General features: G+C 71.6%; 17 protein-coding genes. 2 read left to right on the plus strand and 15 right to left on the minus strand.

The genetic code is table 11. The annotated features are described in order from the left end of the window. Positions 1-106: 106 nt before the first annotated feature. Positions 107-1,525: an RsmB/NOP family class I SAM-dependent RNA methyltransferase gene (locus IE263_RS15010; protein WP_189936476.1), complete on the minus strand. Its 1,419-nt coding sequence runs from the start codon at positions 1,523-1,525 to the stop codon at positions 107-109. 76 nt (positions 1,526-1,601) lie between these two features. Next, positions 1,602-2,534 (minus strand): methionyl-tRNA formyltransferase, encoded by a 933-nt coding sequence (fmt, locus tag IE263_RS15015; RefSeq protein ID WP_189936478.1) that lies wholly within the window; start codon positions 2,532-2,534, stop codon positions 1,602-1,604. Positions 2,535-2,838: 304 nt separating this feature from the next. Between fmt and IE263_RS15020 the strand changes: the two genes are divergently transcribed. Continuing rightward, positions 2,839-3,381 carry a hypothetical protein gene (locus IE263_RS15020; RefSeq protein WP_189936479.1) on the plus strand — a complete coding sequence of 181 codons (543 nt, stop codon included), beginning with the start codon at positions 2,839-2,841 and terminating at the stop codon, positions 3,379-3,381. A 221-nt stretch (positions 3,382-3,602) separates the two neighbouring features. Here IE263_RS15020 and IE263_RS15025 read toward each other — a convergent pair whose 3' ends face one another. Then, positions 3,603-5,780 carry a primosomal protein N' gene (locus IE263_RS15025; protein ID WP_189936481.1) on the minus strand — a complete coding sequence of 726 codons (2,178 nt, stop codon included), beginning with the start codon at positions 5,778-5,780 and terminating at the stop codon, positions 3,603-3,605. A gap of 76 nt (positions 5,781-5,856) precedes the next feature. On the opposite strand from IE263_RS15025, the gene IE263_RS15030 reads away from it, so the two are divergent. Next, positions 5,857-6,522, plus strand: coding sequence for a hypothetical protein (locus tag IE263_RS15030; protein WP_189936483.1), 666 nt, complete (start codon positions 5,857-5,859; stop codon positions 6,520-6,522). Between the two features lie 70 nt (positions 6,523-6,592). Here IE263_RS15030 and metK read toward each other — a convergent pair whose 3' ends face one another. The 12 genes from metK to IE263_RS15090 all read right to left on the minus strand — a co-directional run bounded on the left by metK (position 6,593) and on the right by IE263_RS15090 (position 20,267). Continuing rightward, positions 6,593-7,801, minus strand: coding sequence for a methionine adenosyltransferase (gene metK, locus IE263_RS15035; protein WP_189936485.1), 1,209 nt, complete (start codon positions 7,799-7,801; stop codon positions 6,593-6,595). Between the two features lie 242 nt (positions 7,802-8,043). Continuing rightward, positions 8,044-9,246 carry a bifunctional phosphopantothenoylcysteine decarboxylase/phosphopantothenate--cysteine ligase CoaBC gene (coaBC, locus tag IE263_RS15040; protein ID WP_189936487.1) on the minus strand — a complete coding sequence of 401 codons (1,203 nt, stop codon included), beginning with the start codon at positions 9,244-9,246 and terminating at the stop codon, positions 8,044-8,046. 158 nt (positions 9,247-9,404) lie between these two features. Further along, complete coding sequence (rpoZ, locus tag IE263_RS15045; protein ID WP_003977348.1) at positions 9,405-9,677, minus strand: DNA-directed RNA polymerase subunit omega; 273 nt, start codon at positions 9,675-9,677, stop codon at positions 9,405-9,407. Positions 9,678-9,730: 53 nt separating this feature from the next. Next, positions 9,731-10,288, minus strand: coding sequence for a guanylate kinase (gene gmk / locus IE263_RS15050; protein WP_189936489.1), 558 nt, complete (start codon positions 10,286-10,288; stop codon positions 9,731-9,733). Positions 10,289-10,348: 60 nt separating this feature from the next. After that, a complete protein-coding gene (locus IE263_RS15055; RefSeq protein WP_189936491.1) occupies positions 10,349-10,672 on the minus strand; it encodes an integration host factor in 324 nt (107 codons plus the stop codon). A 279-nt stretch (positions 10,673-10,951) separates the two neighbouring features. Further along, positions 10,952-11,794, minus strand: a complete 843-nt coding sequence (gene pyrF / locus IE263_RS15060) for an orotidine-5'-phosphate decarboxylase (RefSeq protein WP_189936493.1) — start codon at positions 11,792-11,794, stop codon at positions 10,952-10,954. After that, positions 11,791-12,897 carry a quinone-dependent dihydroorotate dehydrogenase gene (locus tag IE263_RS15065; RefSeq protein ID WP_189936495.1) on the minus strand — a complete coding sequence of 369 codons (1,107 nt, stop codon included), beginning with the start codon at positions 12,895-12,897 and terminating at the stop codon, positions 11,791-11,793. The genes pyrF and IE263_RS15065 overlap by 4 nt, the downstream gene beginning before the upstream one ends. Before the next feature lie 66 nt (positions 12,898-12,963). Next, complete coding sequence (carB, locus tag IE263_RS15070; protein ID WP_189936498.1) at positions 12,964-16,272, minus strand: carbamoyl-phosphate synthase large subunit; 3,309 nt, start codon at positions 16,270-16,272, stop codon at positions 12,964-12,966. Next, positions 16,265-17,422: a glutamine-hydrolyzing carbamoyl-phosphate synthase small subunit gene (gene carA, locus IE263_RS15075; RefSeq protein ID WP_189936501.1), complete on the minus strand. Its 1,158-nt coding sequence runs from the start codon at positions 17,420-17,422 to the stop codon at positions 16,265-16,267. The genes carB and carA overlap by 8 nt, the downstream gene beginning before the upstream one ends. Further along, complete coding sequence (locus IE263_RS15080; RefSeq protein ID WP_189936503.1) at positions 17,419-17,988, minus strand: PH-like domain-containing protein; 570 nt, start codon at positions 17,986-17,988, stop codon at positions 17,419-17,421. The genes carA and IE263_RS15080 overlap by 4 nt, the downstream gene beginning before the upstream one ends. After that, positions 17,985-19,271: a dihydroorotase gene (locus tag IE263_RS15085; RefSeq protein ID WP_189936505.1), complete on the minus strand. Its 1,287-nt coding sequence runs from the start codon at positions 19,269-19,271 to the stop codon at positions 17,985-17,987. The genes IE263_RS15080 and IE263_RS15085 overlap by 4 nt, the downstream gene beginning before the upstream one ends. Before the next feature lie 6 nt (positions 19,272-19,277). Continuing rightward, positions 19,278-20,267, minus strand: coding sequence for an aspartate carbamoyltransferase catalytic subunit (locus tag IE263_RS15090; RefSeq protein ID WP_189936507.1), 990 nt, complete (start codon positions 20,265-20,267; stop codon positions 19,278-19,280). Between the last annotated feature and the right edge of the window lie 59 nt (positions 20,268-20,326).

The raw sequence follows: 20,326 nt of genomic DNA on the forward strand, positions 1-20,326 counted from the left end.
CGGTCGGCGGACGGGCGTCACGAGGTCGTCGGACCTGGTCACCGGCCCCGTCCGCCGGTTCACGCGGAGAACGTGCCCGTATCCGAGAAGGGCGAGAAACCACAGGTCAGCCAGTCCGCCGGAGGATTGCCAGATACATCGCGTCGGTCCCGTGCAGATGCGGCCACAGCTGGACGTCGGGCCCGTCGCCGAGGGCCGGTACGCCCGGGAGCAGCGGCCGGGCGTCGATCAGCTCGGCCTCCGGGTGCTGCTTGAGGACGTCGGCGACGACGGCCCGGGTCTCCGCGAGGTGCGGCGAGCAGGTGGCGTACCCGACGACACCGCCGACGCGCACGGACTCCAGCGCGGTCCGCAGCAGCCCGCGCTGCAACGGCGCGAACCCTTCCAGATCCTCCGGCCGGCGCCGCCACCGCGCCTCGGGCCGCCGCCGCAGGGCGCCGAGCCCGGTGCAGGGCACGTCCATCAGCACACGGTCGAAGGAACCGGGCCGCCACGGCGGCCGCGTCCCGTCGGCGGCGATGACCTGGTAGGGCCCGGGGTTCCCAGCCAGGGCCTTCGCCACCAGGCCCGCCCGGTGCGGCTGCTTCTCGGAGGCGAGCAGCACGGCTCCCCGCTCGGCCGCGAGAGCCGCCAGCAGCGCGGCCTTGCCGCCGGGCCCCGCACACCCGTCGAGCCACCGTTCGTCGGGCCCGTCGAGGGGCGCGTTGGCCAGCGCGAGCGCCACGAGCTGACTCCCCTCGTCCTGCACCCCCGCACGCCCTTCCCGGACGGCGTCCACGGCCCCCGGTTCGCCGCCCTCGGTGAGCCGCACCGCGTACGGCGACCAGCGCCCGGGGACGGCGGCCTCCTCGCGCAGCAGCTCGTCGACCGTGGCCCGCCCGGGCCGGGCGACCAGCGTCACCTCGGGCCGCTCGTTGTCGGCCTCCAGCAGGTCCTCGATGCCGGCCCGTCCGCCGCCGAGGGAGTCCCACAACGCGGAGACGACCCAGCGCGGATGCGAGTGCACGACGGCGAGATGGTCCTCGGGGTCGTCGTCGTAGGGCGGCGCGACCTTCTCCGTCCAGGCGTCCAGGTCGTGCTGCGCGACCTTGCGCAGCACGGCGTTGACGAACTTGGCCCGGCCGTCGCCGAGCACGACCCGCGCCAGCTCGACGGAGGCGGACACGGCGGCATGCGTGGGAATCCGCGTCCCGAGCAGCTGGTGCGCACCGAGGCTGAGCACGTCCAGCACGGGCGGGTCGACCTCGCGCAGCGGCCGGTCGACACACGCGGCGATGACGGCGTCGTACGTTCCCTGCCGCCGCAGCGTCCCGTACACCAACTCGGTGGCCAGGGCGGCGTCCCGCCCGTCGAAGTCACCGCTCTCCCGCGCCTTGCGCAGCAGGGGCGGCAGCACGAGGTTGGCGTACGCGTCCCGCTCGTCCACGGCTCGCAGCGCCTCGAAGGCGAGGATGCGGACGGGATCCTTCTGGGGCCGACGGTAGGGCTTGCCGGGCTTGCGGGGACGGCGGGACTGATCGCTCACGAAAAAGGTGCTCCGGATTGCAGGATGGAAGACGCCCCCAGCGTACGTCGAGCGGCCGCCGCCCCGTGCAGGACCGTTACGCCCCGACGTGCTCCCCGTCGCCGATGCGCACCCCGCGGGCCCAGTCGGCCGCCCGCATCGGCTTCTTGCCCTGCGCCTGCACCCACAGCAGCTCGACCGCGTACGACCCCGTGCCGACGTGGACGCTGTTCTTGCCGACGGCCAGCGCGCCCGGAGCGAGGTCGTCACGCCCCGGAACCGGCTGCACCTGGATCAACTTGAGCCGCTCGCCACGGAAGGTGGTCCAGGCGCCGGGGGCCGGCGTGCACCCCCGCACCACCCGGTCGACGCGCAGCGCGGGCGCGGTCCAGTCGACGTGGGCGTCCTCGACGGTGATCTTCGGAGCGAGGGTGATGCCGTCGTGCGGCTGCGGTACGGCCTTCAGCGAGCCGTCCTCGATCCCGTCCATGGTGGCGGCGAGCAGCCCGGCGCCCGCGAAGGCGAGCCGGGTCAGCAGGTCCCCGCTCGTGTCGGTGGGCCGGATCTCCTCGGTGACGGTGCCGTAGACGGGCCCGGAGTCGAGCCCCTCCTCGATGAGGAAGGTGGAAGCCCCCGTGATCTCGTCGCCCGCCATGACGGCGTGCTGCACGGGCGCCGCCCCCCGCCAGGCGGGCAGCAGCGAGAAGTGCAGGTTGACCCAGCCGTGGGTGGGGATGTCGAGGGCGACCCTGGGCAGCAGGGCCCCGTAGGCGACGACGGGACAGCAGTCCGGCGCGATCTCCTTGAGCCGCTCCAGGAACTCCGGCTCCCGCGGCCGGGCAGGCTTCAGCACCTCGATCCCGGCCTCCTCCGCCCGCTGGGCCACAGGAGAAGCGACCAGCCTCCGCCCCCGCCCCGCCGGAGCGTCGGGCCGCGTGACAACGGCGGCCACCTCATGCCGCCCGGAGGCGATCAGGGCGTCCAGAGCGGGAACGGCGACCTCGGGGGTACCGGCGAAGACGAGCTTCATGGGTGGGACGGGCCTCTCGGAGGGGTCGGACGACGGGCAACGCACAAGTTTATTGGGACGCAACGGAAAAGCCGCCGACGGCGCTGAACCCCCCCACTGGAGAGGTTCACGCTTTGTCCGAGCGAGACGGGCGGTGCGCGGGGGGAGACAAAGCGGCGGTGGCCGAAGGCCGAGCCGCCCCATCCCCACGCAGGGGGCGTACGCATATGCCCATACGCCCCCACCCCGTGACCCGCGGAGCGAACCCGCGTTGGTCAAGAAAGAGTTGACCACTTTCTTCAACGCCGGTTCGAGAGGCTTGTTCATGGCCGACCACGCAACCCACGACGCCCAGGCCCGGGCCAGCCTGCACTTGCTGGTGCGGGACATCGAGCGGGTCCGCCGCCAGGTGGACGCACTGCGCACCCTGACCGCCCAGCTGGGCAACGTCTACCGCCCGCGCCGCTCCGGCCCGTCCACGGGCTTCGTCGTCTACGGACGCGCCCCCGCCCCCACGGTCCGCCTCGCCCAGGAGCTGCGGGACAGTGTCGAGACCCTGGTCACCGCGGCGGTGGACTTCGACCGCTCGCTCGGCTTCTCGTGGGATGCGGTGGGCTCCGCGCTCGGCGTCACCAAGCAGGCGGTCCACCGCCGCTACGGCTCCCGCCGCGCCGCCGCCCAGGCCACCGCGGAGCCCGACCGTACGGGCGAGGCCACGGGCACCCGCACGGTCAACGTGGGGACCGGAATCCCCGCGGTCCCGACAGTCCCCGCCGCCCGCTCGATGCCGACCCAGCCGACCGCGGGCAGCCCGTCCCTGCGCGACGAGGTGAGGCCGTCAGCCCTCCCCGGCCCGCGCAACGGCTGATCCACGCCGCCCCCTCTGCCCTCTCGGCACCCACCCGAGAGGGCAGACGCGTACCAGGGCCTGTCCGGCGGATCATGCCGCGGACGCGGGGGGGCATGAGGCACCGCCCCTTTCCTGCGACCTGCTCCGCCGGACAGGCCTGGGCGACTCGTCGCGGTCGAGGCCCACCCCATGGATCGACGCTCAGCCGATGGATCAACACCCAGCCGACGGCTCGACGCTCAGCCGATGTCAGGCGGATCGATCCGCACCCACACAGCCGACGCCGCAGCCCCGCCCCCACCCCCACCCCCACCCCGAGCCATCCGCGCGGCCTGTGCGGACTTCAGCGCGGAGGCCAACGCGGACCCCTTCCCAGGCGGCACCCGGACCAACGCCCGCTCCCAGTGCTCCCCGGGAGGTGGCGCCCCCGGCCGCCGGGGCCGCCCCGCAGGGGTGACCGGCAACGGCACCGGACCCAGCACCTCGGCCTCCCGAGGCAATTCCACGGTTCCCAGGAACGCGGCCACCGCCTCCCCCGTCCCCGACACCGCCGCCATCCGCGACACCGGCGGAAACCCCAGCTCGGCCCGCTCGGCCAGCTCGCGCACGGCATGCCCGACGGGATCCCACCGCACCAGCGCCTGGACGGGCCGCAGGGTCGGCTCGGCGACGACGACCACGGTCCCGCCGTCACCCTGCGGCCGTACCAGCGCGGCGGCCGCGATCCACCGCCGCAGCGCGTCCTCCCCCGCCCGCAGGTCGGGCCGGGCGAGCATGGCCCACCCGTCGAGGAGCAGGGCCGCCGCGTACCCGCCCTCGGCGACGGGTTCGGCACCGGGCGTACTCACGACGAGCGCGGGCGTGCCCGGCACGGTGTCCAGCACATGCTCACGCACCGACGTCCGCACCGGAACGGCGGGAAACGCCCGCCCCAGCTCCTCAGCGGTCCGCCGCGCCCCGACGACCTGCGCCCGCAACCGGAAGCCCCCGCACTCCGGGCAGTGCCAGGCGCCCTCCTCGCGCCCGCACCATCCGCAGGACAGCGCGCCGCCGTCCCGCGCCTCCAACGGCCCGGAACACTGCCGACACCGCGCGGGCGCCCGGCAGTTGGCGCACGCCATCCGCGGCACGTACCCGCGGCGCGGCACCTGCACGAGCACCGGCCCCTGCCGCAGCCCCTCCCGGACCGCCTGCCAGGCGAGCGTGGGCAAGCGGGCGGCCCGCGCGGCCTCGTCCCGCGCGAGATCCTGGTCCCCCACCGTCCGCACGAGCGGAGCCGACCGCCGCACCTGCTCCCGCGAGGCGACCAACGGCCGCGCCCACCCGCTCTCGACCAGCTGCGCCCCCTCGACGGTGCAGCTCCAACCCCCCATCAGAAAGCCGCACTTGTCCTGTGCCGCCCGCAGCAACGACACATCCCGCGCATGCGGCTGCGGGGCATGCTGCTCGCTGTGGCTGTCGTCCCCGTCGTCCCAGACGGCCACCAGCCCGACGTCGCGCACCGGGGCGAACATGGCGGCCCGCGTCCCGACGACCGCCCGCACGGCCCCCCGCCGCACGGCGAGCCACTCCCGGTACCGCTTCTCGGGCCCGGCGTCGGCGGTGAGCAGCGCATGCCGCCCCTCCCCCAGCACACCGGTCAGCGCGGCATCGACCCGCGCCACGGCCCGCCCGTCCGGTACGACGACGAGGGCCCCGCGCCCGGAGGCCAGCGTCGCCGCGACGGCCCGGGCCAGCTCCTCACTCCACTCGGGCCCGGGCAACGCGTTCCACACGGCCCGGGGAGACGCTCCCGAAGCCAGCGCCTCGAGGAACGCACCCCCGTGCTCGTACCGCGCCCAGGAGCCCGTGTCCGGCACCTCCGGCGGTGGAAGCGGTGCGGGCGAAGGCCGCTGCTCGGCCCGGGCACTGCGCGGCGGCACGGCCAGCTGCAGCACATCCGCCACGCTCCCCGCGTACCGGTCGGCGACGGCCCGCGCCAGCCCCAGCAGCTCCGGACTCAGCACGGGCTCGGGCGACACCACCTGAGCAAGGGCGGCAAGCGGCCCCGAGTAGTCCGACTCGGCGAGCCGCTCGACGAGAAACCCGTCGATGAGCCCTCCGCCCTCACGCCGCCCGTCACGCACCCGCCCCCGCCCGGCTCCGAACCGCACCCGCACCCGCACCCCCGGCTGGGCGTCGGCATCCAGCTCGGCCGGCACCGCGTAATCGAAGTACCGGTCGAGATGCAGCACCCCCTTGTCGACCAGCACCCGCGCCACCGGCAGCTCCTCCGCCAACGCGGCCCCCCGCCACGTCCGCGGCTTCGCCCGCGGCGCCTTGGCCTGACGCACACTCTCCCGAATCAGCGCGAGCTGCTCAGGCGGTGCCCCCTCCCCGGCCCCGCCACCGCCCCCCTGCCCGTTCTCGCTGCTCACGCTTGCATTCTTCCAAACGCCACTGACAACGGTCCCTGCCGCAGCTCGTGCGCCGTGCAGGCGCTTGAATGAGCGGGTGACCGTTCAAGACGCCGCCCGCCGGCTGCCCGAGATCGACGCGCTGCGGAAGCACTGCCGCGCGCTGGCCCTGCTGGAGGCGATCCTCAGCCCCGACTGGGCCTACCGCAACCACTCCTTCGACGCCCACTGGTCGCGGACCGAGGCGATGGCCTCGATGCGCAACGGCTCGGGCGACGAGTGGGCGATCGTCTTCTCCCCCGCCGGCGCCTGGATCCGCGGCTTCGCCCACGAGTCCCCCATGAGCCCGTACGAGGAGGACGGTCCCTGGCCCGGTGTGCTGGACGACGTTCCGGAGGTCTTCGCGGCCTACGTCGAGGAGCCGGCGTTCACGGACGAGGACGGCCTCCCCGTCGTCACCGCCTGCCTGTGGCGCCGGGCGACGGACGACGGCTGGTCCACGGGCACGATCGACTTCCCCGAGCATCCGACGGACGACCCGGACGGCGCCGGACACCTGTTCAGGTTGTTGACGGACCGCTCCGCGCAGGCGCTGCGGGCCTGGGCGGAGGACTACTACGAGGTCCCGGTCGACTTGGAGGCCGTACGGCACGTCCTCGCCTCGCGTCCGCTCACCGACGCTGTGGTCCGCGCGCTGAACCCCGAGCTCACTGTGGCCGATCTGGCGAAGGACCTCGAGGAAACCGGCTATCCGCAGGCCTGAGGCGGTCCGCACAGCACCGAGGCCCGGCATCCCCTGAAGGGATACCGGGCCTCGTACAGAGCCGTGGACGTTACAGCCCCGCCGCCTCCCGCAGCGCCTCCACGCGGTCCGTGCGCTCCCAGGTGAAGTCGGGGAGCTCACGGCCGAAGTGGCCGTACGCGGCGGTCTGGGCGTAGATCGGGCGGAGCAGGTCGAGGTCGCGGATGATCGCGGCCGGGCGGAGGTCGAAGACCTCGTCGATGGCCTTCTCGATCTTCTCGGGGTCGACCTTGTGGGTGCCGAAGGTCTCGACGAACAGACCCACCGGCTCGGCCTTGCCGATCGCGTAGGCGACCTGGACCTCGCAGCGCGCGGCCAGACCGGCGGCGACCACGTTCTTCGCGACCCAGCGCATCGCGTACGCGGCGGAGCGGTCGACCTTGGACGGGTCCTTGCCGGAGAAGGCGCCGCCGCCGTGGCGGGCGAAGCCGCCGTAGGTGTCGATGATGATCTTGCGGCCGGTCAGGCCGGCGTCGCCCATCGGGCCGCCGATCTCGAAGCGGCCGGTGGGGTTGACCAGCAGGCGGTAGTTCTCGGTGTCGAGCTTGATGCCGTCGTCGAGGAGCGCCTTCAGCTCCGGCTCCACGACGAACTCACGGATGTCGGGAGCGAGGAGGGAGTCCAGGTCGATGTCGGAGGCGTGCTGCGAGGAGACGACGACCGTGTCCAGGCGGACCGCCTTGTCGCCGTCGTACTCGATGGTGACCTGGGTCTTGCCGTCGGGGCGCAGGTAGGGGATGGTGCCGTTCTTGCGGACGTCCGACAGGCGCTTGGACAGGCGGTGCGCCAGGAAGATCGGCAGCGGCATCAGGGTCGGCGTCTCGTCGGAGGCGTAGCCGAACATGAGCCCCTGGTCGCCGGCGCCCTGCCGGTCCAGTTCGTCCTCGTCGCCCTCGACCCGCGACTCGTACGCCGTGTCGACACCCTGGGCGATGTCCGGGGACTGCGCGCCGATCGACACGGAGACACCGCAGGAGGCGCCGTCGAAGCCCTTCTTGGAGGAGTCGTAGCCGATCTCCAGGATCTTGTCCCGGACGAGCTGCGGGATCGGCGCGTACGCCTTGGTGGTGACCTCACCGGCCACGTGCACCAGGCCGGTCGTGATCAGGGTCTCGACGGCGACCCGGGACGTCGGGTCCTCACGCAGCAACGCATCGAGGATGGTGTCGCTGATCTGGTCAGCGATCTTGTCGGGGTGACCCTCGGTCACGGACTCCGAAGTGAACAGGCGACGGGACACAACGCTCCCTGGGGTTGCAGCGGCTGCTGGCTGATCATTGGCGGACGCGACGGGGGCTGCGCCCGGCGTCGTCCGTGAACAGTTTATCGGTCGCGCTTCACCACCGGCCCACCCGTCTCGCCTCTCGGGAGCGCTGTGACCTGCGGCACACGGGCATTCTGCCGAATGCCGAGCACGGTTGGCCAGGGGCGCCACGCCGCAATCGAGCGAGGTTCGAGAGATCGGCGAAGCGCATCAAACAGTCAGCCCAAGCGCCGCGTCACCAGGTCCCACACAGTTTCGGCCAGTGCTTCCTTCGGGCCGTGCGGTACCGGGGTCTCGCTGCCGTCGGCGCCCAGGACGACCGCCTCGTTCTCTTCGGAGCCGAAGGTCTTGCGCTCCCCCACCTCGTTCACCACGAGCAGGTCGCAGCCCTTGCGTCGCAGCTTGGCCCGGCCGTTGGCCAGGACGTCGTCCGTTTCGGCGGCGAAGCCGACGACCACCTGACCGGGCCGGGCGCGTTCGGCGGAGATCTCCGCGAGGATGTCCGGATTTCGCAGGAGGACGATGGGGTCCGGCTCCTGGTCGTCCTTCTTCTTGATCTTGCCGGCCGCGTACGCCGCCGGGCGGAAGTCGGCGACGGCGGCGGCCATGACGACCGCGTCGGCGTCCGCGGCCGCCTTCAGGACCGCCTCCCGCAGTTGCACGGCGGTGCCGACCTGCACGACATCGACCCCGGCGGGGTCGGGCAGCCCGGTGTTGGCCGCGATCAGCGTGACCCGGGCGCCGCGGGCGGCGGCGGTACGGGCGAGGGCGTAGCCCTGCTTGCCGGAGGAGCGGTTGCCGAGGAAGCGGACGGGGTCGAGGGGCTCACGGGTGCCGCCGGCGCTGACCACGACATGCCGGCCGGCGAGGTCGGGCTCGCGCACCCCTCTGGCCAGAACACGGCGGCAGATCTCGAAGATCTCCGCCGGGTCGGGCAGCCGGCCCTTGCCGGTGTCGACGCCGGTGAGGCGGCCGACGGCCGGTTCGACCACGACGGCGCCACGGCGGCGCAGCGTCGCCACGTTCTCCTGGGTGGCCGGGTGCTCCCACATCTCGGTGTGCATGGCGGGGGCGAAGACGACCGGACAGCGGGCGGTGAGCAGGGTGTTCGTCAGCAGGTCGTCGGCCAGGCCGTGCGCGGCCTTCGCGAGTGTGTCGGCGGTGGCGGGGGCCACGACGACCAGGTCGGCCTGCTGGCCGATGCGGACGTGCGGCACCTCGTGGACGTCGTCCCAGACCTCGGTCGAGACCGGGTTGCCGGAGAGGGCGGACCAGGTCGCGGCGCCGACGAAGTGCAGGGCGGAGGCCGTGGGGACGACCCGCACGTCATGGCCGGATTCCGTCAGTCTGCGCAGCAGTTCGCAGGCCTTGTAGGCGGCGATGCCACCGCTGACCCCCAGAACGACCTTCGGCTTGTCCACCGTCTCTCCCCGGCTCGGCTCAGGTACGACGCCGCAGTGCGGCGCACGCCTCCATGCTGCATCATCGCGGGGGACGACCCCCGCACCCCCCGAGCAGACCACAGGCCCGGCAGTCGCGCTGCCGGGCCTGTGGAAAAACCAACTGCGAGCTGAAAATACTACTGAGCCGGGCCCTCGATGGCCTCGGAGGTCAGCAGCCCCGCGTTGATCTCGCGGAGGGCGATCGAGAGCGGCTTCTCGTGGACGTGGGTGTCGACGAGCGGACCGACGTACTCGAGGAGGCCCTCGCCGAGCTGCGAGTAGTACGCGTTGATCTGGCGGGCCCGCTTGGCCGCGTAGATCACGAGGCTGTACTTCGAGTCGGTGGCCTCGAGGAGCTCGTCGATCGGCGGGTTGATGATGCCCTCGGGCGCGGAGATGGAAGAGGACACGCTCTACCTTCCGATGGATGGGAAAAGACGGGCGGTGATCACAGCACTCGTGATCACACGACATCCATCAAGGCTAGCAGCTCGCGCGCCACATCCTCGACGGAGGTGTTGACCAGGGTCTCGTCGAACTCCGGCTCGGCCGCGAGCTCGATCTTGGCCGCCTCCAGGCGGCGCTCGATCACCTCGGGCGGTTCGGTGCCCCGCCCGGTGAGTCTGCGCACCAGCTCCTCCCACGAGGGCGGAGCCAGGAACACGAGCTGGGCCTCGGGCATGGACTCCCGGACCTGCCGCGCGCCCTGGAGGTCGATCTCCAGGAGGACGGGCTCGCCCGCCTCGAGGCGCTCCATCACGGCACCCCGCGGAGTGCCGTAGCGGTTGCCGGCGAACTCGGCCCACTCCAGCAGCTCACCGTTGGCGATCAGCTTGTCCATCTCGTCGTCGGTGACGAAGAAGTAGTGGACTCCGTGCTTCTCGCCGGGGCGGGGCTTGCGGGTCGTCGCCGACACCGAGAGCCAGACCTCGGGGTGTTCCTTGCGCATATGGGCGACGACCGTGCTCTTGCCGACCCCGGAGGGGCCGGAGAGCACGGTCAGCCGCGGACGTTCACTCATGCAGCGATTATTCCAGTTGTCCCGCAGTGCCCGGGACGATCTGCCCGGAGCACCTCGGACTCACTTGGCGGTGTCGCCGAACTCACGCTCCAGAGAGGCGATCTGGTTGGAACCGAGACCACGCACACGGCGGCTCTCGGAGATGCCGAGTCGCTCCATGATCTGCTTGGCGCGGACCTTGCCCACGCCCGGCAGCGACTCGAGCAGGGCGGAGACCTTCATCTTGCCGATGACGTCGTTTTCCTGACCCTGCTTGATGACCTCGTGAAGGGAGGCGCCGGAGTGCTTGAGTCGATTCTTGACCTCGGCCCGCTCCCGGCGAGCCGCGGCGGCCTTTTCGAGCGCGGCTGCGCGCTGTTCGGGGGTAAGGGGCGGAAGAGCCACGCCTACGTCACCTCGGATGTCGAACTTGTCGGATACGGACCGGTGAGGAACCTAGTCGCCCCACACCTGGGGAGCCACGAGCAACACGCTTGCCCGTTCACTCTCCGTCGGAGACTAGCGGCCAACTCCGCCAGAGTCAGCGAGAACAGAGGAAAAGTCCTGGTCAGCCTCCGTCAGGCCGGACATTTAGGACATAATGCCCCGGATTTGAGAATGTATCCAGGCTCAAGTCGGCCCCGGGCCGCCCGATGGAGCCCCCGGTCGGGCGGCCGGCGAGGTTCAGACGGCCGCCACCGCGGCCCGGATCTCCTCGGCGAAACGGTCCGCGGCGTCACGCAGCGCGACGACGTCGGGACCGTGGCGCAACACACCGCGACTGACGTTCGGCACGACGTTGCGCACGGCGGACCGGAACACGCGCGGCAGGTCCGCCGCGGTCGCCCCCTGGGCGCCGATGCCGGGCGCGAGGAGCGGCCCGTTGATGTCGAGGTCGTACGTCGACAGGTCGCCCAGGGTGGCGCCGACGACCGCGCCGAAGGAGCCCAGGGGCTCCTCCCCCGCGTTCTCGGCGGCCAGGTGCGCCAGCATCGTCGCGCCCACGTTCCGCCCGTCCGCGCGCACCGCGTGCTGGACCTCGCCGCCTTCCGGGTTGGAGGTCAGCGCCAGCACGAACAGACCGGCGCCGCTCTCGCGCGCCAGCGCGACGGCCGGGCTCAGGGAGCCGTAGCCGAGGTACGGCGAGACGGTGAGAGCGTCCGAGAAGAGGGGGGCGCCCTCGCGGAGGAAGGACTCGGCGTACGCGGCCATGGTCGAGCCGATGTCGCCGCGCTTGGCGTCCATCACGACGAGGGCGCCGGCCGCCCGCGCCTCCTCGACCGACTTCTCCAGGACGGCGACCCCGCGTGAGCCGAAGCGCTCGAAGAAGGCGCTCTGCGGCTTCAGGACGGCGACCCGGTCGGCCATCGCCTCGACGACCGTCCGGCTGAACCGCTCCAGACCGGCGATGTCGTCGTCCAGGCCCCACTCGGCGAGCAGGGACGCGTGCGGGTCGATCCCGACGCAGAGCGGGCCACGCTCGTCCATCGCCCGGCGCAGGCGCGCGCCGAAGGGCTCCAGGGTCATGCCGTCTTCCTCACGTCGGCGCCGACCGCCTCGGCCAGCGTGGCGTACGGGCTCGTGCGCAGCCGAGCGACGAGTCCCTTGTGGATCGCGCGGGCCCAGAAGGGTCCCTCGTAGATGAAGGCGCTGTAGCCCTGGACGAGCGTGGCGCCGGCCAGGATGCGCTGCCAGGCGTCCTCGGCGTTCTCGATGCCGCCGACGCCCACGAGGGTGATGCGGTCGCCCACGCGCGCGTAGAGACGGCGCAGCACTTCCAGGGAGCGCGCCTTCAACGGCGCGCCGGACAGTCCGCCTGCCTCCTTCACCAGCGAGGGTTCGGCTGTCAGACCGAGGCCCTCGCGCGCGATGGTGGTGTTGGTGGCGATGATCCCGTCGAGGCCGAGCTCCACGGCGAGGTCGGCGACCGCGTCCACGTCCTCGTCGGCCAGATCCGGCGCGATCTTCACCAGCAGCGGGACCCGGCGGTTCGTCACCATGCGGTCGGCGGCCTCGCGAACGGCGCGCAGCAGCGGACGGAGCGCCTCGGTGGCCTGAAGGTTGCGCAGACCGGGCGTGTTCGGGGACGAGACGTTCACGACCAGGTAGTCGGCGAACGGCGCGAGCCGCTCGGCCGACTTCACGTAGTCGAGGACGGCCTCGGCCTCCGGGACGACCTTGGTCTTGCCGATGTTGACGCCCACCACCGTCTTGAAGACGGGCTCCCGGGAGGCCAGGCGCGCGGCGACGGCCAGCGAGCCCTCGTTGTTGAAGCCCATGCGGTTGATCAGCGCCCGGTCCGGCACCAGCCGGAAGAGCCGCTTCTTGGGGTTGCCGGGCTGCGGCTCCCCGGTGACCGTGCCGATCTCGACGTGGTCGAAGCCCAGCATCGACATCCCGTCGACGGCGATCGCGTTCTTGTCGAAACCGGCGGCGAGCCCGAAGGGGCCGTGCATGCGCAGCCCGAAGGCCTCCGTGCGCAGCTCCTTGTGGCGGGGGGCGAGGGCGGCCGCCACGAAGGTGCGCAGTACGGGGATGCGGACGGCGAGGCGGATCCAGCGGAAGGCCAGGTGGTGGGCCTTCTCGGGGTCCATCCGTTGGAAGACCAGACGGAAGAAGAGCTTGTACATCTCGGGAGTCCTCAGGGGTCCTCATGAAGAGGGGGACACCGTTTCCGGTGTCCCCCTCGTCGGCTGCTAGTCGCGGGCCGCGGTCAGGTGTTCCGCGTGTTCCTGGAGCGAACGGACGCCCACGCCACCGTGGTTGAGGGCGTCGATGCCCTGGACGGCTGCGGCGAGCGCCTGCACCGTCGTCAGACACGGCACGGACCGCGCCACGGCCGCCGTACGGATGTCGTAGCCGTCGAGGCGGCCGCCGGTGCCGTACGGGGTGTTGACGATGAGGTCGACCTCGCCGTCGTGGATGAGCTGGACGATGGTCTTCTCGCCGTTGGGGCCGGCGCCCTCCGACTGCTTGCGCACGACCGTGGCGTTGATGCCGTTGCGCTTGAGGACCTCGGCGGTGCCGGAGGTGGCGAGCAGTTCGAAGCCGTGGGCGACCAGCTCGCGCGCCGGGAAGATCATCGAGCGCTTGTCGCGGTTGGCGACCGAGATGAACGCGCGGCCCTTGGTGGGCAGCGGACCATACGCGCCGGCCTGCGACTTGGCGTACGCCGTGCCGAAGACGGAGTCGATGCCCATGACCTCGCCGGTGGAGCGCATCTCCGGGCCGAGGACGGTGTCTACGCCGCGGCCGGAGGTGTCCCGGAAGCGGGTCCAGGGCATCACGGCCTCCTTGACGGAGATCGGTGCGTCCAGCGGCAGCTCGCCGCCGTCGCCGGTCGCCGGGAGCAGCCCCTCGGCGCGCAGCTCGGCGATGGTCGCGCCCAGCGAGATCCGGGCGGCGGCCTTCGCCAGCGGGACCGCGGTCGCCTTCGAGGTGAAGGGGACCGTGCGGGACGCGCGCGGGTTGGCCTCCAGGACGTAGAGGATGTCGCCGGCCATCGCGAACTGGATGTTGATCAGGCCGCGCACACCGACGCCCTTGGCGATGGCCTCCGTGGAGGCCCGCAGGCGCTTGATGTCGAAGCCGCCCAGGGTGATCGGCGGCAGGGCGCACGCCGAGTCGCCGGAGTGGATACCGGCCTCCTCGATGTGCTCCATGACGCCACCGAGGTACAGCTCCTCGCCGTCGTAGAGCGCGTCCACGTCGATCTCGATGGCGTCGTCGAGGAAGCGGTCGACGAGGACCGGCCGGGTGGGGCTGATCTCGGTCGACTCGGCGATGTACGAGGACAGCCGGGCCTCGTCGTAGACGATCTCCATGCCGCGTCCACCGAGGACGTACGACGGCCGGACGAGGACCGGGTAGCCGATCTCGTCCGCGATGGACTTGGCCTCGGCGAAGGTGGTGGCCGTGCCGTGCTTCGGGGCCGGGAGGCCGGCCTCGGCGAGCACGCGCCCGAAGGCGCCCCGGTCCTCGGCCGCGTGGATCGCCTCGGGGGACGTGCCGACGATCGGCACGCCGTTGTCCTTCAGCGCCTGCGCCAGGCCCAGCGGGGTCTGGCCGCCGAGCTGGACGACGACGCCGGCGATCGGGCCGGCCTGCGCCTCCGCGTGGACGATCTCCAGCACGTCCTCCAGCGTCAGCGGCTCGAAGTAGAGGCGGTCGGAGGTGTCGTAGTCGGTGGAGACGGTCTCCGGGTTGCAGTTGACCATCACGGTCTCGTAGCCCGCGTCGCTCAGGGCGAAGGAGGCGTGGACGCAGGAGTAGTCGAACTCGATGCCCTGGCCGATGCGGTTCGGGCCGGAGCCCAGGATGATGACCGCGGGCTTCTCGCGGGGCGCGACCTCGCTCTCCTCGTCGTAGGAGGAGTAGAAGTACGGCGTCTTCGCCGCGAACTCGGCGGCGCAGGTGTCGACCGTCTTGTAGACCGGGCGGACGCCCAGCGCGTGCCGCACCTCGCGCACGACGTCCTCGCGCAGCCCGCGGATCTCGGCGATCTGCTGGTCGGAGAAGCCGTGCCGCTTGGCCTCGGCGAGCAGCTCGGGCGTGAGCTCGGGGGCGGCGGCCAGCTCGTCGGCGATCTCCTTGATCAGGAAGAGCTGGTCGACGAACCACGGGTCGATCTTCGTGTACTCGAAGACCTCCTCGGGCGTGGCGCCCGCGCGGATGGCCCGCATGACGGTGTTGATCCGGCCGTCGGTGGGCCGGACGGCCTCCGCCAGCAGGGTCTCCTTGTCGCCGGGCTCGCCGACGAAGGTGAACTGGCTGCCCTTCTTCTCCAGCGAGCGCAGCGCCTTCTGGAAGGCCTCGGTGAAGTTGCGGCCGATGGCCATGGCCTCGCCGACCGACTTCATGGTGGTGGTGAGGGTGGAGTCGGCCTGCGGGAACTTCTCGAAGGCGAAGCGCGGGGCCTTCACGACGACGTAGTCGAGCGTCGGCTCGAAGGAGGCCGGGGTCTCCTGCGTGATGTCGTTCGGGATCTCGTCGAGGGTGTAGCCGACGGCGAGCTTGGCCGCGATCTTGGCGATCGGGAAGCCGGTCGCCTTGGAGGCCAGCGCGGAGGAACGCGACACGCGCGGGTTCATCTCGATGACGATGACCCGGCCGTCGACGGGGTTCACCGCGAACTGGATGTTGCAGCCACCGGTGTCGACGCCGACCTCGCGGATGACGGCGATGCCGATGTCCCGCAGGATCTGGTACTCGCGGTCGGTCAGGGTCATCGCGGGCGCCACGGTGATGGAGTCGCCGGTGTGCACGCCCATGGGGTCGAAGTTCTCGATGGAGCAGACGACCACGACGTTGTCGTGCTTGTCGCGCATCAGCTCCAGCTCGTACTCCTTCCAGCCGAGGATGGACTCCTCCAGGAGCACCTCGGTGGTCGGGGAGAGCGTGAGGCCCTGGCCGGCGATGCGGCGCAGCTCCTCCTCGTCGTGCGCGAAGCCCGAGCCGGCGCCGCCCATGGTGAAGGACGGGCGGACGACGACCGGGTATCCGCCGAGCGTCTCGACGCCCGCGAGCACGTCGTCCATGGAGTGGCAGATGACCGAGCGGGCGGACTCGCCGTGCCCGATCTTGCGGCGGACCTCCTCCACGACCTCCTTGAACTGGTCGCGGTCCTCGCCCTTGTGGATGGCGGCCACGTTGGCGCCGATCAGCTCGACGCCGTACTTCTCCAGGACGCCGTTCTCGTGCAGCGAGATGGCGGTGTTGAGCGCCGTCTGGCCGCCCAGGGTGGGCAGCAGGGCGTCCGGCCGCTCCTTGGCGATGATCTTCTCGACGAACTCCGGGGTGATCGGCTCGACATAGGTCGCGTCGGCGATCTCCGGGTCGGTCATGATCGTCGCCGGGTTGGAGTTGACGAGGATGACGCGCAGGCCCTCGGCGCGCAGGACGCGGCACGCCTGGGTGCCGGAGTAGTCGAACTCGGCGGCCTGGCCGATGACGATCGGGCCGGAGCCGATGACCAGGACGGACTGGATATCGGTGCGCTTAGGCACGCTGGCCCTCCATCAGGGATACGAAGCGGTCGAACAGGTAGGCGGCGTCGTGCGGGCCGGCTGCCGCTTCGGGGTGGTACTGGACGGAGAAGGCCGGCTGGTCGAGCAGCTGCAGCCCCTCCACGACGTCGTCGTTCAGGCAGACGTGGGAGACCTCGGCGCGGCCGAACTTGGTCTCGCTGACCTTGTCGAGCGGCGCGTCCACGGCGAAGCCGTGGTTGTGCGCGGTGACCTCGACCTTGCCGGTCGTACGGTCCTGGACCGGCTGGTTGATGCCGCGGTGGCCGTACTTCAGCTTGTAGGTGCCGAAGCCGAGGGCGCGGCCGAGGATCTGGTTGCCGAAGCAGATGCCGAACAAGGGCGTCCTGCGCTCCAGCACCTCGGTCATCAGCGCGACCGGGCCATCGGCGGTGGCCGGGTCGCCGGGGCCGTTGGAGAAGAACACGCCGTCGGGGTTCACGGCGTACACCTCGTCCGCGGTGGCCGTCGCCGGCAGGACGTGCACCTCGATGCCGCGCTCGGCCATGCGGTGCGGGGTCATGCCCTTGATGCCGAGGTCGATCGCGGCCACGGTGAACCGCTTCTCGCCGACCGCCGGGACGACGTACGCCTCCTGGGTGGCGACCTCCTCGTAGAGGCTCGCGCCCTTCATGTGCGGCTGGGCCTGCACGCGCGCGAGGAGCTCGGCCTCGGGGCCGATCGCCTCGCCGGAGAAGATGCCGGCGCGCATCGAGCCGCGCTCGCGCAGGTGACGGGTGAGGGCGCGGGTGTCGATGCCGGAGATGCCGACGACACCCTGGGCGACCAGTTCGTCGTCGAGGGAGCGCTTGGCGCGCCAGTTGGAGGGCACGCGCGCGGGGTCGCGCACGACGTAGCCGGAGACCCAGATGCGCTTGGACTCGTCGTCCTCGTCGTTCCAGCCGGTGTTGCCGATCTGCGGGGCGGTCGCGACCACGATCTGGCGGTCGTAGGAGGGGTCGGTCAGGGTCTCCTGGTAGCCGGTCATGCCGGTGGAGAACACCGCTTCGCCGAAGGTCTCCCCCACAGCCCCGTAGGCACGGCCGCGGAAGGTCCGGCCGTCCTCCAGGACGAGTACGGCGGGAGCCGCCTTCTGCCTCTGGGAGGCGGTCCCCTGGATGGAGGTCGTCATCGTTCGGCGCCTTCCCTGGTGGTTGTTTCGATCATGGAGTTAATGACGTCGACCCACTCGTTGTGCTCGGCCGCGCGGTCCGAGCGGAATCCGGAGTCGATCAGCTTGTCGCCGTGCGCCCAGGTCACCACGAGCAGTCCGCCCTCGGTGAGCACCTTGCCGGCGATGCCCTTGTCGAGCCGCGCCTCGCGCAGCGCGGCGGCGGGGACGAAGAAGTCGGCCGCGCCGGGGCGTACGACGTCCAGTCCCGCGTCCGTCAGGGTGAGCTCGACCAGGCTGCGGGTGCCCAGGCCGTGCGCCACGATGCGGTCGAGCCACTGCCCGGCGGTGGTGGAGCCGTGGTAGCGGCCGCTCATGCTCAGTTTCACCGGGCCGAGGTCGTCCGGCACGGTGGGCAGCTCCGGCAGGTCGCTCTGCAGCGTGCCGCGCCACTTCCAGCCCTCGCGCATCAGCCAGTAGACGAGCGCGACGAACAGGGCGAGGCCGACGACCCAGCCGATACGGGCGGCCCAGTCGGTCACTTCGGCCGATTCCTTCTCGGCCGCGAGCAGGATTACAGGTGTCACGTGAGCTTCCCGTCGACGAGCGTGGCCTTGCCCCGGAGCCACGTGTGCGTCACACGGCCCGGCAGCTCACGCCCCTCGTACGGGGTGTTCCGGCTGCGCGAGGCGAAGCCCGCGGGGTCCACCGACCCACGGTATGCCGTGTCGACGAGCGTGAGGTTGGCGGGCTCACCTGCCGAGACGGGACGGCCGTGACCCTTGGCCTGCCCGATCCTGGCCGGCGTGAAGGACATGCGGTCGGCGACCCCGGCCCAGTCGAGGAGCCCGGTCTCCACCATCGTCTCCTGGACCACTGACAACGCGGTCTCCAGGCCGACCATCCCCATGGCGGCGGCGGCCCACTCGCAGTCCTTGTCCTCGTGCGGGTGCGGGGCGTGGTCGGTGGCGACGATGTCGATCGTGCCGTCGGCGAGCGCCTCGCGCAGGGCCAGCACGTCACGCTCGGTACGGAGCGGCGGGTTGACCTTGTAGACCGGGTTGTAGGTGCGCACCAGCTCGTCGGTGAGGAGCAGGTGGTGCGGGGTGACCTCGGCGGTGACGTCGATGCCCCGCGACTTGGCCCAGCGCACGATCTCCACGGAGCCGGCGGTGGACAGGTGGCAGATGTGGACGCGGGAACCGACGTGCTCGGCGAGCAGGACGTCCCGGGCGATGATCGACTCCTCGGCGACCGCGGGCCAGCCGCCCAGCCCCAGCTCGGCGGAGACGACGCCCTCGTTCATCTGGGCGCCCTCGGTCAGCCGCGGCTCCTGCGCGTGCTGGGCGACGACCCCGCCGAAGGCCTTCACGTACTCCAGGGCCCGTCGCATGATCACCGCGTCGTCCACGCACTTGCCGTCGTCGGAGAAGACGGTGACACCGGCCGCCGACTCGTGCATGGCGCCCAGTTCGGCGAGCTTGCGGCCCTCCAGACCGACGGTGACCGCGCCGATCGGCTGCACATCGCAGTAGCCGTGCTCCTGGCCGAGCCGGTAGACCTGCTCGACGACGCCGGCGGTGTCGGCGACGGGGAAGGTGTTGGCCATGGCGAACACGGCGGTGTAACCACCGGAGGCGGCCGCGCGGGTACCGGTCAGAACGGTCTCGGAGTCCTCACGGCCGGGCTCACGCAGATGGGTGTGCAGGTCGACGAGGCCCGGCAGCAGCACCTTGCCCTGGGCCTCGACGACCTCGGCGCCGTCATCGGGGAGGCCGGTCCCGACAGCCTCGATGACCTCGCCGTCGATCAGCACGTCCTGCGGCTCGCCACCGAGCACCTTCGCACCACGGATCAGGATCTTGCTCATGGTCGCTTACTTCTCCTCGGTGGTGCCGGTGGGACGGGCGTGGCGGACGGCGGGTTCGTTCCCGCCCAGGAGCAGGTACAGGACGGCCATACGGATCGACACGCCGTTGGCGACCTGCTCGACGACGGTGCAGCGGTCGGAGTCGGCGACCTCGGCGGTGATCTCCATCCCGCGGACCATCGGCCCGGGGTGCATCACGATGGCGTGCTCGGGCATGCGCGCCATCCGGTCGCCGTCGAGGCCGTAGCGGCGCGAGTACTCGCGCTCGGTCGGGAAGAACGCGGCGTTCATCCGCTCGCGCTGCACGCGCAGCATCATCACCGCATCGGACTTCGGAAGCGTGCTGTCGAGGTCGTACGACACCTCGCAGGGCCAGGTCTCGATGCCGACCGGCACGAGGGTGGGCGGGGCGACGAGGGTGACCTCGGCGCCGAGGGTGTGCAGCAGGTCGACGTTGGAGCGGGCGACCCGGCTGTGCAGGACGTCCCCGACGATGGTGATGCGCTTGCCGGACAGGTCCTGGCCGATCCCCGCGTCCCGGCCGACGAGCCGGCGGCGCATGGTGAAGGCGTCGAGCAGGGCCTGGGTGGGGTGTTGGTGGGTGCCGTCACCGGCGTTGATGACGGCGGCGTCGATCCAGCCGGAGTTGGCGAGCCGGTACGGCGCTCCGGAGGCGCCGTGCCGGATGACGACGGCGTCGACGCCCATGGCCTCCAGCGTCTGGGCGGTGTCCTTGAGGGACTCGCCCTTGGAGACGCTGGAGCCCTTGGCGGAGAAGTTGATGACGTCCGCGGACAGGCGCTTCTCGGCGGCCTCGAAGGAGATCCGGGTGCGTGTGGAGTCCTCGAAGAAGAGGTTGACGATGGTGCGGCCGCGCAGGGTCGGCAGCTTCTTGATGGGCCGGTCGGCGACCCGGGCCATCTCCTCGGCGGTGTCGAGGATGTGGACGGCGTCGTCGCGGGTGAGGTCGGCGGCCGAGATGAGATGACGCTGCATCTGTCAGGCTCCGTAAGACATTTGGGAGTTTTCGGACATGCGGGCGCATGGGGGCGCAC

Source organism: Streptomyces aurantiogriseus (assembly GCF_014649375.1).
Taxonomy (GTDB): Bacteria; Actinomycetota; Actinomycetes; order Streptomycetales; family Streptomycetaceae; genus Streptomyces; species Streptomyces aurantiogriseus.